At 37.9% G+C, this 16,147-nt stretch carries 17 protein-coding genes; 15 read left to right on the top strand and 2 right to left on the bottom strand.

Annotated elements, in window-relative coordinates; all coding sequences use genetic code 11:
- Positions 1-126 precede the first annotated feature (126 nt).
- The gene (locus ACM6HU_RS03635; RefSeq protein WP_016116690.1) at positions 127-924 is read left to right on the top strand and encodes a phosphotransferase family protein; all 798 of its coding nucleotides are present in this window, start codon (positions 127-129) and stop codon (positions 922-924) included.
- Between the two features lie 8 nt (positions 925-932).
- Here the strand turns inward: ACM6HU_RS03635 and ACM6HU_RS03630 are convergent, their stop codons facing one another.
- Positions 933-1,211 carry a YtzH-like family protein gene (locus tag ACM6HU_RS03630; RefSeq protein ID WP_016116689.1) on the bottom strand — a complete coding sequence of 93 codons (279 nt, stop codon included), beginning with the start codon at positions 1,209-1,211 and terminating at the stop codon, positions 933-935.
- A gap of 274 nt (positions 1,212-1,485) precedes the next feature.
- Between ACM6HU_RS03630 and trmB the strand changes: the two genes are divergently transcribed.
- The 7 genes from trmB (at position 1,486) to ACM6HU_RS03595 (ending at position 9,380) form a co-directional block, all read left to right on the top strand.
- Positions 1,486-2,139 carry a tRNA (guanosine(46)-N7)-methyltransferase TrmB gene (gene trmB, locus ACM6HU_RS03625; protein WP_003201235.1) on the top strand — a complete coding sequence of 218 codons (654 nt, stop codon included), beginning with the start codon at positions 1,486-1,488 and terminating at the stop codon, positions 2,137-2,139.
- 195 nt (positions 2,140-2,334) lie between these two features.
- Positions 2,335-3,198 carry a YtnP family quorum-quenching lactonase gene (locus ACM6HU_RS03620; RefSeq protein WP_016116688.1) on the top strand — a complete coding sequence of 288 codons (864 nt, stop codon included), beginning with the start codon at positions 2,335-2,337 and terminating at the stop codon, positions 3,196-3,198.
- Positions 3,199-3,401: 203 nt separating this feature from the next.
- Positions 3,402-4,964, top strand: coding sequence for a fatty acid--CoA ligase (locus ACM6HU_RS03615; RefSeq protein WP_016116687.1), 1,563 nt, complete (start codon positions 3,402-3,404; stop codon positions 4,962-4,964).
- A complete protein-coding gene (locus tag ACM6HU_RS03610; protein ID WP_016116686.1) occupies positions 4,964-6,109 on the top strand; it encodes an acyl-CoA dehydrogenase family protein in 1,146 nt (381 codons plus the stop codon). Before ACM6HU_RS03615 ends, ACM6HU_RS03610 begins: the two co-directional genes overlap by 1 nt.
- A complete protein-coding gene (locus ACM6HU_RS03605; protein WP_016132124.1) occupies positions 6,109-7,224 on the top strand; it encodes a CaiB/BaiF CoA transferase family protein in 1,116 nt (371 codons plus the stop codon). The genes ACM6HU_RS03610 and ACM6HU_RS03605 overlap by 1 nt, the downstream gene beginning before the upstream one ends.
- Before the next feature lie 135 nt (positions 7,225-7,359).
- On the top strand, positions 7,360-8,232 hold the full coding sequence (locus ACM6HU_RS03600) for a 3-hydroxyacyl-CoA dehydrogenase family protein (RefSeq protein WP_016116684.1): 873 nt from the start codon (positions 7,360-7,362) through the stop codon (positions 8,230-8,232).
- Positions 8,229-9,380 carry a thiolase family protein gene (locus ACM6HU_RS03595; protein ID WP_414847997.1) on the top strand — a complete coding sequence of 384 codons (1,152 nt, stop codon included), beginning with the start codon at positions 8,229-8,231 and terminating at the stop codon, positions 9,378-9,380. Before ACM6HU_RS03600 ends, ACM6HU_RS03595 begins: the two co-directional genes overlap by 4 nt.
- A gap of 192 nt (positions 9,381-9,572) precedes the next feature.
- Here the strand turns inward: ACM6HU_RS03595 and ACM6HU_RS03590 are convergent, their stop codons facing one another.
- Positions 9,573-9,884, bottom strand: coding sequence for a PepSY domain-containing protein (locus tag ACM6HU_RS03590; protein WP_016116682.1), 312 nt, complete (start codon positions 9,882-9,884; stop codon positions 9,573-9,575).
- A gap of 142 nt (positions 9,885-10,026) precedes the next feature.
- Between ACM6HU_RS03590 and ACM6HU_RS03585 the strand changes: the two genes are divergently transcribed.
- The 7 genes from ACM6HU_RS03585 to ACM6HU_RS03555 all read left to right on the top strand — a co-directional run bounded on the left by ACM6HU_RS03585 (position 10,027) and on the right by ACM6HU_RS03555 (position 15,994).
- Entirely contained in the window at positions 10,027-11,100 is a 1,074-nt protein-coding gene (locus tag ACM6HU_RS03585; RefSeq protein WP_016116681.1) for a M42 family metallopeptidase, read from the top strand.
- A 380-nt stretch (positions 11,101-11,480) separates the two neighbouring features.
- The gene (locus tag ACM6HU_RS03580; RefSeq protein ID WP_003201255.1) at positions 11,481-11,990 is read left to right on the top strand and encodes a DUF84 family protein; all 510 of its coding nucleotides are present in this window, start codon (positions 11,481-11,483) and stop codon (positions 11,988-11,990) included.
- A gap of 82 nt (positions 11,991-12,072) precedes the next feature.
- Positions 12,073-12,387 carry a thioredoxin family protein gene (locus tag ACM6HU_RS03575; protein WP_003201257.1) on the top strand — a complete coding sequence of 105 codons (315 nt, stop codon included), beginning with the start codon at positions 12,073-12,075 and terminating at the stop codon, positions 12,385-12,387.
- Between the two features lie 80 nt (positions 12,388-12,467).
- Positions 12,468-13,280: a DUF1444 domain-containing protein gene (locus ACM6HU_RS03570; protein WP_016116680.1), complete on the top strand. Its 813-nt coding sequence runs from the start codon at positions 12,468-12,470 to the stop codon at positions 13,278-13,280.
- A complete protein-coding gene (gene ytpR, locus ACM6HU_RS03565) occupies positions 13,277-13,891 on the top strand; it encodes a YtpR family tRNA-binding protein (protein WP_016116679.1) in 615 nt (204 codons plus the stop codon). The genes ACM6HU_RS03570 and ytpR overlap by 4 nt, the downstream gene beginning before the upstream one ends.
- Positions 13,892-14,423: 532 nt before the next feature.
- Positions 14,424-14,780, top strand: coding sequence for a hypothetical protein (locus tag ACM6HU_RS03560; protein ID WP_003201263.1), 357 nt, complete (start codon positions 14,424-14,426; stop codon positions 14,778-14,780).
- 239 nt (positions 14,781-15,019) lie between these two features.
- Positions 15,020-15,994 carry an N-acetylmuramoyl-L-alanine amidase gene (locus tag ACM6HU_RS03555; RefSeq protein WP_016116678.1) on the top strand — a complete coding sequence of 325 codons (975 nt, stop codon included), beginning with the start codon at positions 15,020-15,022 and terminating at the stop codon, positions 15,992-15,994.
- The last annotated feature ends 153 nt before the right edge of the window (positions 15,995-16,147 follow it).

Genomic DNA, 16,147 nt, shown 5'->3' with positions numbered 1-16,147 from the left:
AAACCCCTACTTTAAGAGCCAAAGGAGCTAAGTGGCGGGAGTTTTCATATGAATCCACAACATCTTCAAAAGGTGTTGCGGTTTTTCTTTTCATAACTATAAAAGATAAGGATTTGTTAACGGGTAATGAATATGGAATGGTTGGAACAATTATTAGGAGAAGAGTGGAGTCTTATACCAGCTGGTGGGGCAACAGGCGATGCATATATTGCGCAAAATGGACAACAAAAGCTATTTTTAAAGCGGAATACATCGCCTTTTTTAGCGGTATTGTCAGCAGAAGGAATTGTTCCAAAATTACTTTGGACAAGAAGAGTGACGAACGGTGATGTGATTTCAGCTCAAAAGTGGCTTCCAGGGCAAAAGCTAGAGCCAGAGGATATGAAACTTGAGCGTGTTGCAAAGCTTTTAAAAAAAATACATTCATCTAAAGCGCTTGTGCAGATGATACAAAGGCTTGGAAAACAGCCGCTCTATGCGCAGGAGTTATTGCAACAATTGTATTTTGTTTTAAGAGGAGATTTAAGAACGGATGAAACGATTCAGACAGGGCTACGATATTTAAAAACCACACTGAAAGATGTTGAACATGATGAGTTTGTCGTGTGCCACTGTGACGTCAATCATAACAATTGGTTATTATCGAACGAAGATGAATTATTTTTAATTGATTGGGATGGAGCGCTTATTGCGGATCCTGCTCTTGATCTTGGTATGTTATTATATTGGTATGTTCCGCGTCACGAATGGGACGAATGGTTAGCGTATTATGGAATTGAAATGAATGAATCATTGGTTCATCGTATGAAGTGGTATGTAGTGGCACAAACTATTTTATCTGTTCAATGGCATACAACAAAAAAACAGCAAGCAGAAGCTGAATATTGGCATCAATATTTACAGCAACTACTTGCTTCAGAGTAATAAATAATTTAAGAGAAATTGTCCATTCCAGAAATCCATTGCGTGAGTTGCTCTTGATTATTGGAAATATGATTGTCTAAATCAGGAGAATATTTACCCGATTGACTATAGTAATATACATCGTTTAGCATTGCTTTTACATCGCTGTTCACACTATCGTTTGCAAGCAATGATTGAATGAGCCGTTCTAATTGTTCGCACTCAGAAACCGTTCCACAGCAATCGCTTTGGTGATTGACTAGAATATCTTTTAAAATTTCTAATTGATGTTGTTGATTAATCGGCATGATTGGATCATCCTTTCGATTGTTGTTCAATTTGAACAAGTAAGAGAAATTTTCTATTTCGTCATGGAGTAGCTAATCATTGGCTAACGAAACGTTTCTACAGGAGAGTTTCGTTCTATGCTCTTTGTAGTTTGTATCAAAATGGAACACCTTATACTTGAAAGAAACGGACCGAGTGCTCGTACGTACTTGGTTTTTTGTTTGATAGATTGATTAAAAAAGAAAGAAGGAATAAACCTTCTAAAAATAGTCTGGTAAAGAGAGGAAGACATCTATGCGTTTAAGACATAAACCATATGCAATGGATCGAATTAATGAGTATTCACAGTTTGTAATTGGAAACCCAGAGGAGCGTTGTGGCAATTGGAAAGAAGTGTTTGGAAATGACCATCCGATCCATATTGAAGTAGGAACAGGTCGTGGTCGTTTCGTTTATGAGATGGCAAAAGCGAATCCGCATATTAACTATATCGGAATTGAAAAATTCACAAGTGTTATCGTAGATGCGCTTGATAGGTTAATTGAAGAAGAAGTACCAAACTTAAAATTAATTAATAAAGATGCTGAAGATTTAACAGTTTTCTTTGCGGAAGGCGAAATTGACCGTGTGTATTTAAACTTCTCAGATCCATGGCCAAAAAATCGTCACGAGAAGCGTCGTTTAACGTATAAAACATTTTTACGCAATTATGAAGAAGTGTTAGTAACAGGCGGAGAGATTCATTTTAAAACGGATAACCAAAGTTTATTTGAATACTCTCTTATGAGTATGGCTGAATATGGCATGCTACTCACATTCCTTAGCTTAGATCTTCATAACAGTGATTTCGAAGGTAACATTATGACGGAATACGAAGAGAAGTTTTCTAGTAAAGGACATCGTATTTATCGTGTTGAAGCGAAATATAGAACAGAACCTGCGCAGTAATGCGCAGGTTTTTTTGTTGTAAAAAAACATTCTGAATTTTGTGTTAGAATAAAGAGGAACTTTAATCAGCCCGCACCAATCGGGCTTTTACGGGCAGTTGATTCCCCGACTAACTTCTTTGCATTTGCTGCATTTTGAGGTGGGAGTCTTACTGCACACGAATAGCGGGGTAAAATGGAAAAGGGGGAATGTGGAATGGAATCTTTAAAAATCGGAGAAATAAAAGTGACATGGCTCCGCGGAGGGAACACTCATTTAGATGGGGGAGCGATGTTTGGTGTCGTACCAAAAATCTTATGGTCACGCAAATATAAACATAATGATACAAATCATATTTATTTAAGAACAGATCCGTTGCTTGTACAAACGAAAGAAGGAAATATGCTCATTGATTCAGGAATTGGAAATAATAAAATGAATGAAAAAATGAAGCGGAATCAAGGGGTAACAGAAGAATCGTCAGTTGAACATTCTCTAGTGGAGCGCGGTCTAACAGCTGAAGATATTCATTATGTATTAATGACACACCTTCATTTTGATCATGCATCAGGATTAACAAAATCGGAAGATGGTGAGCTTGTTCCGACGTTTCCAAATGCAAAAGTGTATGTATCAGAAATAGAATGGAATGAAATGAAAAACCCTAATATCCGCTCTCGTAATACATATTGGAAAGAAAATTGGGAGCCAATTGTAGAGCAAATTGTCACTTTCAAAGACGAAATACAAATTTCAGATGAAATCAGAATGGTACATACAGGAGGGCATAGTGATGGTCATGCTGTAATTGTTCTTGAAAGTAAAGGAGAAACGATGCTTCATTTAGCGGATCTCTTGCCAACGCATGCTCATCAAAACGTATTATGGGTGATGGCATATGATGATTATCCAATGACTTCAATTGAACATAAGCAAAAATGGATGAAGTATGGCACAGAAAAGAAAGCATGGTTCACTTTTTATCATGATGCCTATTATCGCGCTGTGAAGTGGGATGAGGAAGGGAATATGGTTGAGAAGGTAGAACGAAAAGAGGAAAATGTATTAAGTGAAGTGTAAGAAAGATAGAAGTATGGAGTGGAGGGTCACCCCCTCCACTAAAAAGTAAATTTTTTATGTTCTTGTTCACCTACAAACACATGGCAAGGATTTGTCGAAAGAAATACTGTTAAAATATTCTGAAAATTGTTATAATATCTCTGAGTTACTGCATTGTGACATGCTCTATATGAGAAACTTTTTATTCGAAAGGGGGAAACGTATTGTATATAACGATTGGAAATTTGCTTGAACTGACTACTGGAAATTATCCAAATAAAGAAGCGATTGTTGAACCGAAAAAAAATATTCGCTGGACGTATACAGAATGGAATGAACAGGTGAATAAGCTAGCTTATGCGCTCCAAAAAAGTGGTATACAAAAAGGTGACCGTGTCTCGACATTTCTCTTTAATAGTAGTGAACTAGCAACTACATGTTTCGCTTGTGCAAAAATTGGCGCCATATTTAACCCAATCAATTTCAGATTAAAACCACAAGAACTCATTTATATATTAGAAGATGCCTCTCCAAAAATCGTACTTTTTGAACAGCAATTATCCTCTCAAGTACAAAGCATTTATAAACAATTTCCTCATATTCAGTTCTGGTACATTGACCAAAATCATCCATCGTTTTCTATTTCATATGAAGAAAAATTATCCAATGCATTACCGGATTTTGAAACAGTAGAAGTAAAAGAAGATGATATTTGTTCCATTATGTATACAAGTGGAACAACCGGTTATCCGAAGGGAGTACTTCACCGTCACCAAGAAATTATCGATCAAAGCTTGATAGGAATCGCATATTTACATTATACCGAGAATAGTCGCGGTCTTGTAACAGCACCGATGTTTCATTGTGCTGAGCTGCATTGTTGCTTCGTTCCAAGGGTACATAGCGGCGGGGCGAATATTATTCTACACCATTTCGATGCAAAGAATGTGCTCGAAACGATTGAAAAAGAGAAGGTTACTGTTATGTTTGCGGCACCTACAATGTGGAATATGATGTTGCAGGAAGATTTAATGCAGTATGATTTATCTTCTCTTAGGTACGGTTTATATGGAGCAGCTTCAATGGCACCGGCACTTGTAAAAGCTTGTGATGAAAAATTGAATGTTTCATTAGTACAAGCTTATGGTATGACGGAAATGGGACCGGCAGTTACTTTTTTACGAGAGAATGAGCAACTTACTAAAGTAGGTTCTGCAGGAAAAGCTGCTTATAATCATGAAATTCGTGTTGTCCGTCCAAATGAAGAAGGACCATCTGAGCCGAATGATATATTACGACCGTATGAAATTGGAGAAATTATTGTGCGAGGTTCCTGTTTGATGAAAGGGTATTACAACAATGAAGAGGCAACAGCAAAAGCATTATATAAAGGATGGTACCATTCAGGAGATTTGGGGTATGTAGATACAGATGGTTATTTATACGTTGCGGATCGCGTTGACGATATGGTTGTTAGTGGTGGAGAAAACATTTACCCACGTGAGGTCGAGGATTTTTTGTATACACATGAAAGTGTTTTAGATGTTGCGGTGCTTGGAGAGAAAGATGAGCTTTGGGGAGAAAGTGTTCTAGCATACATCGTTTCAAAAGATCAGTCTCTTACCGAAGAGATATTAGATGAGTATTGCAAAGCAAGTGATAAGCTTGCTGATTATAAACGTCCACGTCGCTATGTGTTTGTTGAACAACTGCCAAGAAATGCAAGCGGTAAAATTCAAAAGTTTATTTTGCGTAATGCAGAAACGGAAGCTAAGGGGAGGATATGATGAGGCATAAATATTTACAGGAGGAGCATCACATTTTTCGTGATGCTTTTCATAAATTTTTAGAAAAGGAAGCATATCCATACTATAACGAATGGGAAAAAGAAGGAATAATTCCTCGTGCTTTTTGGACAAGAATGGGGAGTAAAGGTTTTCTTTGTCCAATGGTAGATGAGCGGTATGGTGGAGCAGGTGCTGATTTTGGATATTCGGTTGTCATTAACGAGGAACTTGAAAAGGTTGGATCAAGTTTAATCGGAATTGGTTTGCACAATGACATTGTCGTTCCATACTTCATGCAGTATGGAACAGAAGAACAAAAGAAACGTTGGTTACCAAAATGTGTAAGCGGTGAATGTATAACTGCAATTGCGATGACGGAGCCAGGAGCAGGTTCGGACTTAGCGAGTATTCGAACAACTGCAAGAAAAGAAGGTGATTATTATGTCGTGAATGGAGAAAAAACATTTATTACAAATGGTATTCATGCAGATTTAGTTATCGTTGTTTGTAAGACAGATACAAATATTAAACCGGCTCATAAAGGCATGAGTCTACTTGTTTTAGAAAGAGGAATGGAGGGATTTAAAAGAGGAAAAAAACTAAAAAAAATCGGCTTACATAGTCAAGATACAGCAGAACTTATTTTTGAAGATGTAAAAGTGCCTGCTTCGAATTTGTTAGGGGAAGAAGGAAAAGGTTTTTATTATCTCATGGAAAAGTTGCAGCAAGAACGTCTCATTGTTGCAATTGCAGCTAAAACAGCCGCGGAAGTGATGCTACATATAACGAAAAACTATGTCCAAGAGCGAAAAGCATTTGGGAAAAGTATAAGCGATTTTCAAACAGTACAGTTTCGATTAGCAGAGATGTATACGGAAATTGAAATTGGCAGAACATTTGTCGATGACTGTATTGCCAATCACATGAATGGTGAGAACATCGTAACGAAAGTATCGATGGCGAAGTGGTGGCTGACAGATCTTGCAAAAAAAGTGTCAGCAGAGTGCATACAATTGCACGGTGGATATGGATATATGGAAGAATACGAGATTGCGCGGCGTTATCGTGATATTCCAGTAAGCGCGATTTATGCTGGTACGAATGAGATTATGAAAAACATAATTGCGAAGGGTATGGGCTTATGATGTTGAAAGGAATAACAGTTGTTGATTTTTCTCACTACTTACCAGGTCCGTATGCAGCACTTCGCCTTGCTGATTTAGGTGCAGAAGTGATAAAGGTAGAACCGCTTTATGGTGATTTAGCAAGAGGGTTGGAATCTGGTAATCAGGCGTTTTTTTATGCGAATAATCGTAACAAGAAAAGTATTGCAATAAACGTAAAGCATCCAGAAGGAGTAGCGGTAGTGAAAAAACTTCTTCAAAAATCTGATGTTTTAATAGAAAGCTTTCGGCCTAACGTAATGAACCGTCTTGGTCTTGGATATGAAGAAGTTAAACGGATAAATAAAAGTATCATTTATACTTCATTAACTGGATATGGACAAAATAAAGAACATTCGAATCTTGCAAGCCACGACATAAATTTTATGGCAGTAAGCGGCGTATTAGCACAGTTGAAAGATCAAGAAGGAATTCCGGTTCATCCCAAAATTACCCTTGGGGATGAGATAGGCGGAATGATGGCTTCAGAAAAAATTATGGCAGCATTGTTTCAAAGAGAGCGAACTGGGGAAGGGAGTTATCACGATATTTCCCTCACAGATAGCTTAATGATGTTAATGAACAATCATATCATGCTTGAAAAAATGTATAACAAACGTCATGGGCTAGATTTGCTTAGCGGTAAGATTGTATGTTATTCCCTCTACGAAACGAGCGATGAAAGGTTTGTTGCGCTCGGAGCAGTTGAACAGAAATTTTGGCATTCCTTTTGTGAAGCGGTAGGAAGAGTAGAATGGGGGGATAAGCAATATGAACTAACTCAAGATGGTCAAATCATTTATGAGCAAATGAAAGCACTCTTTGCTAGTAAGCCATTGGCGTACTGGACGAAATTTGCGATGGAAGTGGATTGTTGTTTAGCGCCTGTTTTGGAGACAAATGAATTATCGTCGTCACCATTTACAAGGCATCTAGTAAATGAGAAAGGATATGTATTTACACATACGAGTCATGCATTTGCGAATCCACCGAAGCTTGGTGAGCATACCGAAGAAGTGTTGCAAAAGCTTGGATTATCGAAGTTAGAGATTGAGAGATTGGAACAATTAGATGTAATTGAGCGAGTTCGTGTATGAATAATTAGAGAGAAGATAGAGAATCAAGGGGACATTTATTTCTCGTGAATATGCAAGACTATTTCGAAAAGTATTGATTCGTTGTTGAAATGTATGTTGTGGAAATGAAAAGAAAATAATTAAAGGAGGAAAATAATGATTCAAAATATCGCAGTAATTGGTGCAGGAATTATGGGAAGTGGAATTGTCCAAGCGTTAGCGATGGGCGATAAACATGTGAAAATGTATGATATATCAGAAGAAAGTTTACAAAAAGCTTATGGAACTATCACCAAAAGCTTGAGTCGTTTCGTGAACGCAGGACGTATGACAGAGGAAGAAAAAAATGGCATTCTAGCTCATATTACTTCTACAGTTATATTGGAAGAAGCTTGCCAAAATGTAGAGCTTGTTATTGAAGCAGTACCAGAAATATTACAGTTAAAGAAGGAGATTTTTCAAAAGCTAGATTTGTATACATCGCAATCTACTATTCTAGCAACGAATACGTCTGAATTAAGTGTAACTGCAATTGCAAGTGTAACAAGTCGTCCAGAAAAAGTAGTGGGGATGCATTGGTTTAATCCCGCTCCTGTTATGAAGCTCGTTGAAATTGTACGAGGAGTGGTTACAGCAGAAAGTACGATACAAGCAGTAAGAACAGTCTCAGAAGGAATTGGGAAAGAAACGGTTGTTGTGAAAGATATGCAAGGATTTGTGACGTCGCGGGCAATTGCTATTCATATGTTAGAGTGCATGCGTATGTATGAAGAAGGAATTACAAGTAAAGAGGACATTGATAAGGCAATTAAGCTTGGTTTGAACTATCCAATGGGACCATTTGAATTAGCGGATTATGTAGGGCTAGATACGATGCTATTTGCGAGTACAGGACTAATGGAAGCATTTGGCGATAGGTTTAGAGCGCCGCAAACACTTGTGAAACTTGTAGAGGCAGGACATCTTGGAAGAAAGACTGGGAAAGGTTTTTATGATTATTCAAAAGGGAAAGTAGGCGAGAAAATATGAAGCGGGACGTTGTTATTGTTGAAGCTGTACGTACGCCAGTTGGTAAAAGAAATGGGGCATTTCGTTTACTTCACCCCATACAACTTGCGGCAGTTGCACTGAGTGAAGTAACAAAACGGGGGAATATAGAAAAAGGACTTATAGAAGATATAGTTATGGGGTGTGTAACGCCAATTAACGAACAAGGTTTTAATATTGGAAGACTTTCGGCACTTGAAGCAGATTTTCCTATAACGGTTCCAGCAGTAACGATTAATAGGCTCTGTGGTTCAGGGCAACAGGCTATTCACTTTGCTGCGCAAGAAATTAAATCAGGGGATATGGACATTACGATTGCAGCTGGTGTTGAGCATATGACAAAAGTTCCTATTTTAAGTGATGGAAATGAGCAGACGATCCCGAGTAGTCTTCACGAAAAGTATCAAATTGTGCATCAAGGTGTATCTGCTGAGATGATTGCAGAAAAATATGGTATTACACGTGAACAGTTAGATGCTTACGCGCTAGAAAGTCATAGACGCGCACTTCAAGCTATTGAATCTGGACACTTTCAGCGAGAGATTGTACCACTGCGTGGTGTAGATAAAGAAGGCAATGAAATATTAGTTGAAAATGATGAAGGTCCGAGAAGGGATACTTCTTATGAAGCGTTATCAAATTTAAAAACAGTGTTTAAAGAAAATGGAGTGATTACAGCAGGGAATGCAAGTCAAATTAGTGATGGTGCTGCAGCAATCTTGCTGATGGATAGTGAAAAGGCTAAAGAGCTAGGTTGTAAAGCACGTGCTCGTATTGTTAATCAAGTGGTTGTTGGTTCTGACCCGACAACAATGCTTGATGGCGTTATCCCTGCAACAAAAAAAGTGCTACAAAAATCAAATTTAACAATTCGTGATATGGATGTTGTAGAAATCAATGAAGCATTTGCATCGGTTGTTTTAGCATGGCAAAAGGAAATGGAAGCGGATTTACAAAAGGTGAATGTTAATGGTGGTGCGATTGCGCTAGGTCATCCACTTGGGGCAACTGGTGCGAAATTAATGACTTCTCTTCTTCATGAATTGGAGCGGAGGCAGGGAAGGTACGGCCTACTGACAATTTGCATCGGACATGGGATGTCGACAGCGATGATAATTGAAAGAATGTGAAAAAGTGTGCAGAAATTCATCTGCACACTTTAATCTCACTACTCATGAGTGGTAGCCCTCACCTCAAAGTTATGCAAGCGGAGTATTATTGTCCGTAACAATCTAATTGGCCGGGAGTGAATAATCAATGTGGGAATGAGGCCCTCCACTGATCAAAATTTCACTTTATGCTTTTTGATTTTCTAAGTTATTTTAAGCAGCCGTTACTTCTAAAACGGTACCTGTTTTTGCATCTACTAAAAATTCAAATCGTTCTTGTATATCATTTAAAATTGTTGTAAGACCGCCGCGGTATACTTCGTACGCGACATCATATTTTTCAAACGTCTCTGGAACCATATGTACCCAAGAGCCAGTAATTTCGCCTTTATGACTTAATGCTTGTTTCACCATTTTTAATGCTTTCTCTGAAGAAATATGGGATTGTTCTTGAACTTTGTTTGCAACAAGATAACCAGCTGCAAAACCAACACCAACACCAGCTAGTAAACCTTTCCAGCTCATATATTCACCTCAATTCTATAAAGTAGTGTATTGATGATAATTATAATGCAATTTTAACGAAAAAAGAAGAAACTAGAAACATTTCGAAAATTTCGTTACAATAAAAGAGGTATTCTACTAAGGTTTGAAAGAAGGGAACTTCGTGAATAAAGAGACATTAGAATTATTTCGTACGTTAACAGAATTACAAGGTACATCAGGATTTGAACATGATGTGCGCCGTTTTATGAAAGAGGAGTTAAGTAAATATGCAGATGAAATCGTCCAAGACGGTTTAGGTAGCGTGTTCGGTCTGAAAAAAGGGGATGAAAATGGCCCACGTGTACTTGTAGCTGGTCATATGGATGAAGTTGGTTTTATGGTTACGCAAATTACGAAAAACGGGATGATTCGTTTTCAAACGCTAGGTGGCTGGTGGAGTCAAGTATTGCTGGCGCAGCGTGTACAAATTATGACGAAAAACGGCCCGGTTGTTGGGGTTGTTGGTTCGATTCCACCTCATTTATTAAGTGATGCACAACGTGCGAAACCAATGGATATAAAAAATATGTTAATTGATATAGGTGCAGATAGTTATGAACAAGCGCTTGAGATTGGTGTGAAACCAGGCCAACAAATTGTTCCAATTTGTCCGTTTACACCAATGGCAAACGAAAAGAAAATTATGGCGAAAGCTTGGGATAATCGCTACGGCTGTGGTCTTGCGATTGAATTGTTAAAAGAATTAAAAGATGAAACATTACCAAACACGTTATACTCTGGTGCGACTGTACAAGAAGAAGTTGGTCTTCGCGGCGCACAAACAGCAGCTAATATGATTCAGCCAGATATTTTCTATGCGCTTGATGCGAGTCCAGCAAATGATGCATCTGGGGATAAAACGCAGTTCGGTCAATTAGGAAAAGGAGCACTTCTTCGCATTTATGACCGTACAATGGTAACACATAGAGGAATGCGTGAATTTATTTTAGATACAGCAGAAACACATAACATTCCGTACCAGTACTTTATTTCACAAGGTGGTACAGATGCAGGTCGTGTACATACGAGTAACTCAGGTATTCCGTCAGCAGTAATTGGTGTTTGCGCTCGTTACATTCATACACATGCTTCTATTTTACATGTTGATGATTATGCAGCAGCGAAAGAATTGATTACAAAACTTGTGAAAGCAACAGATAAAACAACATTAGAAACAATTAAGAACAATGCTTAAAAGAAAGGGCCGAATTCGGCCTTTTCTTTTCGTATATGAAAAGAAATAAAAACACTCTTTTTAGATGGGAGAGAGCGTCCGCTCATGCATAGAAGCGGTCAGTGCTCTTTTTAGCCCCATACCATGTGAAACCAAAAAGAGACAATGAGTGGAGGTCTTTTTTGGGTCTCATAGCCGTAATGTATATGTTGGGAAATGGAAGAGGACATATGATGAAGAACTGAACAAAACACTCTTTTTTAGATAGGAGAGAGCGTCCGCTCATGTATAGCAAAGTTCAGACTTTTTCCTATCCCATATAGAGTTAAAAACAAAGAAAGAACAAGAGTGTCAATTACCTTTTGTTCTTTGTAGCAATGACTTATATAGAGGTGAACAATATGAAAGTAGCAGTCGGCTCAAAAAATCAAACAAAAGTAGGAGCCGTACAAGAAGTATGGAAAGAGGTAAGTATTACTTCAGTTTCTGTTCCTTCAGGAGTTGCAGCACAGCCATTTTCTGATGAGGAAACGATGCAAGGCGCAATCAATAGAGCGAAGCGAGCACTAGAAGAAAAACAAGCTGACATCGGTATCGGACTAGAAGGCGGCGTAATGAAAACAGAGCACGGTTTGTTTATGTGCAATTGGGGTGCTTTGGCGACAAGCGCGGGGAAAGTATTTGTCGCAGGCGGGGCACGGATTATGCTTCCTGATGATTTTCTTTCTCCTCTTGAAGATGGAAAAGAGTTAAGTGAAGTAATGGAGGCATTTGTAAAACGAAAAGACATTCGTAGCCATGAAGGTGCAATCGGAATCTTTACAGATCATTATGTGGATCGTACACAATTATTTGTACATGTTGTAAAGCTGTTAATTGGGCAATATAAGTATGACGAAAAACAAGCATAAACCTTGCACCATACGTGATGTATGGTAGTATAAAAGAAGATTAGAGATGAAAAGATACACTTCGTTAGAGGAGGAAATATAGATGAAATCATTAGAAAGCATGGAACAATTTCAAGAATTAAAAAATGAAGAGAACGTCATTTTTATGTTCTCAGCAGAATGGTGCCCAGACTGCCGTTTTATTGATCCATTTATGCCAGAAGTAGAAGAGAAATATAGCGATTTCTCATTTTACTATGTAGATCGTGACGAATTTATTGACCTTTGCGTGAAATTAGACGTATTTGGCATTCCGAGCTTTGTAGCGTACAATAAAGGTGAAGAAACTGGACGCTATGTAAACAAAGATCGTAAAACACAAGAACAAATCGAAGCGTTTATTGAAGGGTTAAAATAAGGCGATCTCGCCAATTAAATTGTAAAAACAACCTCTACCTTCGCGGGGGAGGTTATTTTTTTGGAAGGGAGGCAAACGAAATGAAAATGACAAGCAAAAAGATGAAAGACGAGTTAATGACTAGATTAGCTCGTCCAGAGTGGGAATTTCATTATGATAGCGAGAAGGATACGCTCCGTATTGAACAAAAAGATACGAAAAAGGGAATTAATGTTTCGCTTCCAGGAGTTGTGGCGAAATGGGAAGTGAAGAAGGAAGCAGCGATTGAAGATGTTGTGTATTACGTACAAGAGGCGCTACTTGCGATGCATAAAGAAGAAAGCGGCGCGGCAAAAATTTTACCGGTTATTCGATCCACTTCTTTTCCAAAGCAAGCTGAAGAAGGAAACCCTTTCGTAATGACAGATCATACAGCAGAAACGCGCATTTATTATGCATTAGATTCCAATAAAACATATCGATTAATTGATAAACGTTTGTTACAAAAACTAGGACTTACAGAGCAGCAAGTACGTGAAATGGCATTGTTTAATGTACGTTCCTTAAGTCATTCATTTAAACAAGATGAAGTGGCGGGGAATACATTTTATTTCTTAAACACAAATGATGGCTATGATGCGAGTCGTATTTTGAATGAATCATTATTACAATCGATGCGTGAAAAGATTTCAGGTGACATGGTTGTAGCTGTTCCACACCAAGATGTATTAATTATTGCTGATATCGTGAACGAAATCGGTTATGATATTATTGCACAAATGACAATGAAGTTTTTTGCCGAAGGTCATGTTCCGATTACATCACTTTCATTCGTATATGAAGATGGGGACTTTGAGCCAATCTTTATTTTAGCGAAGAATCGGAAGAAGACAAATGGAAAAGAGAAAGGATGAACAAAGTGAACGTTTTTTACAACCTTGAAGGAATTGGCGACACATTAATCGTTGCCTTACAAGATATCACATTAGAAAACCGTACATTTGACCGCAAAGGAGATGTTGCACGCGTTTATGATCGTGAAAGCAACGTAACAGGAGGATTCAACATCTTTAATGCGTCTTCTTATGTAGAAGTAAAGGAAACAGGAAACATTACTTTAACAAAAGAGCTTGTTGAAAAAATCAATGACATTTTAGCAAAGAATGGCTTTGAAGAAAAAGTAGAAGCAGACCTCACGCCGAAATTTGTCGTTGGCTACGTAGCTGAAAAAGAAAAGCATCCAAATGCAGATAAACTAAACATTTGTAAAGTAGAAATCGGTACAGATACACTACAAATCGTATGTGGTGCACCAAACATTGATGCAGGACAAAAAGTTGTTGTCGCAAAAATCGGTGCTGTAATGCCAAGTGGTATGTTAATTAAACCAGCTGAGCTTCGCGGCGTTCCATCTTCTGGAATGATTTGTTCTGCACGTGAATTAGAGCTTCCGGATGCTCCTCAGGAAAAAGGTATTCTTGTATTAGAAGACAGCTATGAGGTTGGACAAGAGTTCAAATTTTAATTGATATATAATTACAAATTGAAAACCCGACATAAAACCCAATCTTTAGGTGAGAGAGAGCATCCGGCCATACATAGAAGTGGTCAGATCCTTTTCCTGCCCCATGCCAAGTGAAAACAAAGGGAAAAAACAAGTAGCGATCATCTTTTGTTCTTCGTAGCAGCGAACGATATGCCGGAAAATTAAAATAGAATTATATAGAAAAAATAGTCTCATGATAAAATGAGGCTATTTTTTTATTTACATGTCCTTATATTGTAACGCTTTTCTCAAAATCTATATTGTATTTCAAAAACAAATTAGTTAAAATTTAGAAAAATATATAAATGCAAATTGAAAACCCGACATAAAACCCAATCTTTAGGTGGGAGAGAACATCTGGCCATGCATAGAAGCGGTCAGCCCCTTTTCCTGCCCCATGTCAAGTGAAAACAAAAAGAGAGAACGAGTGCAGGTCACCTTTTGTTTTTCATAGCAGCGACTTATATGTTGAAAAATCAAAATGGAGTTATATAGAAGGAGATAGGAACATATGAGACAATTTCCAAAAGTGAAAGAGCTTCTGGGGCTTATCGAAACTTCGAAGAAACATGATATTGAATTACAATCATTTGAAATATATTTATTGCATGAAAATGAATTGGAAAAGGGACAAATTGGATATCGATATGATAAAAACAAAAATTCACTCATGAGTGGGAAAAAGGGAGATTGGCAAGAGAGTTGGATTGTTATTGGATATGATACAGATATGGGTGATCCTATCTTTGTTGATATAGATAATCCACTCCATCCGATCTACACAGCTGAACAAGGATCGGAAATATGGGAACCAGTTTGTATAGCACGTAGTATAGATGAGATTATGAAACAGTTAAAAGAAATTTAGGGTGTTTTTATATAAATGCAAATTGAAAACCCGACATAAAACCCAATCTTTAGGTGGGAGAGAACATCTGGCCATGCATAGAAGCGATCAGTCCCTCTTTCAGTCCCATGCCAAGTGAAAACAAAAAGAGAGAACGAGTACAGGTCACCTTTTGTTTTTCATAGCAGCGACTTATACACTTGGAAACCAAAATGGATATATAAATAGAGTATGCGCAAAGTAGATGGGAGGAGGAAGCTATGAAATATATAAAAATGATGTGTGTAGTTGTATTACTTGGAATATATATGGGAGCGTGCTCGAAGGAACAAGAGAAGAAAATACCATCTACTGTGCAAGAAGAGAATAAAAAGGTTGTAGAACAAACGAAAGAAACGCCACCAGAGAAGCAAGCGGAAAAAGAGAAGAAAATAGAAGCTGAATTACCAGTGGAACAAAATGGAGAACAAGAGAAAAATGTTGAACAAGAACCATCCGTGGAGCAAGATGAAAAACAAGAGCTAAAGGTAGAGCAAGTACCACAGGCTGAGGAATCGGCCAAAACCCTTGAGGTAAAAGGAAATGCTGAGCAAAAACAAGCAAAATTTCTTGTTGTAATTGACCCAGGGCATCAAGAGAAAGCAAATTTAAATTTAGAACCAATTGGCCCGGGGGCAACTGAGCAAAAGTATAAAGTGACTGATGGAACGACAGGTGTTGTGACGAAAAAAAGAGAATCTGTTCTTGTATTAGAAGCTGCTGTCATATTGAAAGAGAAGCTCGAAGCAAAAGGTATGCAAGTACTTATGACAAGAACAACACATGATGTTGATATAAGTAATAAGGAGCGAGCGACATTTGCGAATGAGCATCAAGCAGATTTATTTTTACGCCTTCATGCGGATGGTTCAGAAAATCGAGCACAAAAAGGGTTTGCTGTGTTGACGCCAGCGGAAGGAAATACATATACAAAAGGAATCTATGCAGAAAGTTTACAAGTTTCTCAAATAATCGTAAAGAAAATGAAAGAAAACAGCCAGGTAAAAGTAAATGGAATCAAGTTTCGAGATGATCTTTCTGGATTTAATTGGTCAAAAGTTCCAGGCGTTTTACTTGAGCTTGGATTTATGTCGAATCCTGAAGAAGATCAGAAACTATCAGACACACAATATTTAGACTCTTTACTGCAAAGTGTAACCGATAGTGTAGAAGAATATCGGAAGAGTAAAGCTTAAACGGCAGTCTTATATATGAGGCTGTTTTTTTATGTATAAATACAAGTGAAAACCTTTCTTTTTGGGTGTGAGAGAGGGGACCGGCTATGTATAGAAGCGGTCAGGTCCTTTTTGAGCCCCGTGCCGGGTTTAAAACAAAGGGAGAAGGAGAGA

Source organism: Bacillus sp. IT-79MI2, from assembly GCF_949768135.1.
In the GTDB taxonomy this organism is placed as follows: Bacteria; Bacillota; Bacilli; order Bacillales; family Bacillaceae_G; genus Bacillus_A; species Bacillus_A pseudomycoides.
This window is presented reverse-complemented; position numbering and strand designations above follow the sequence as displayed.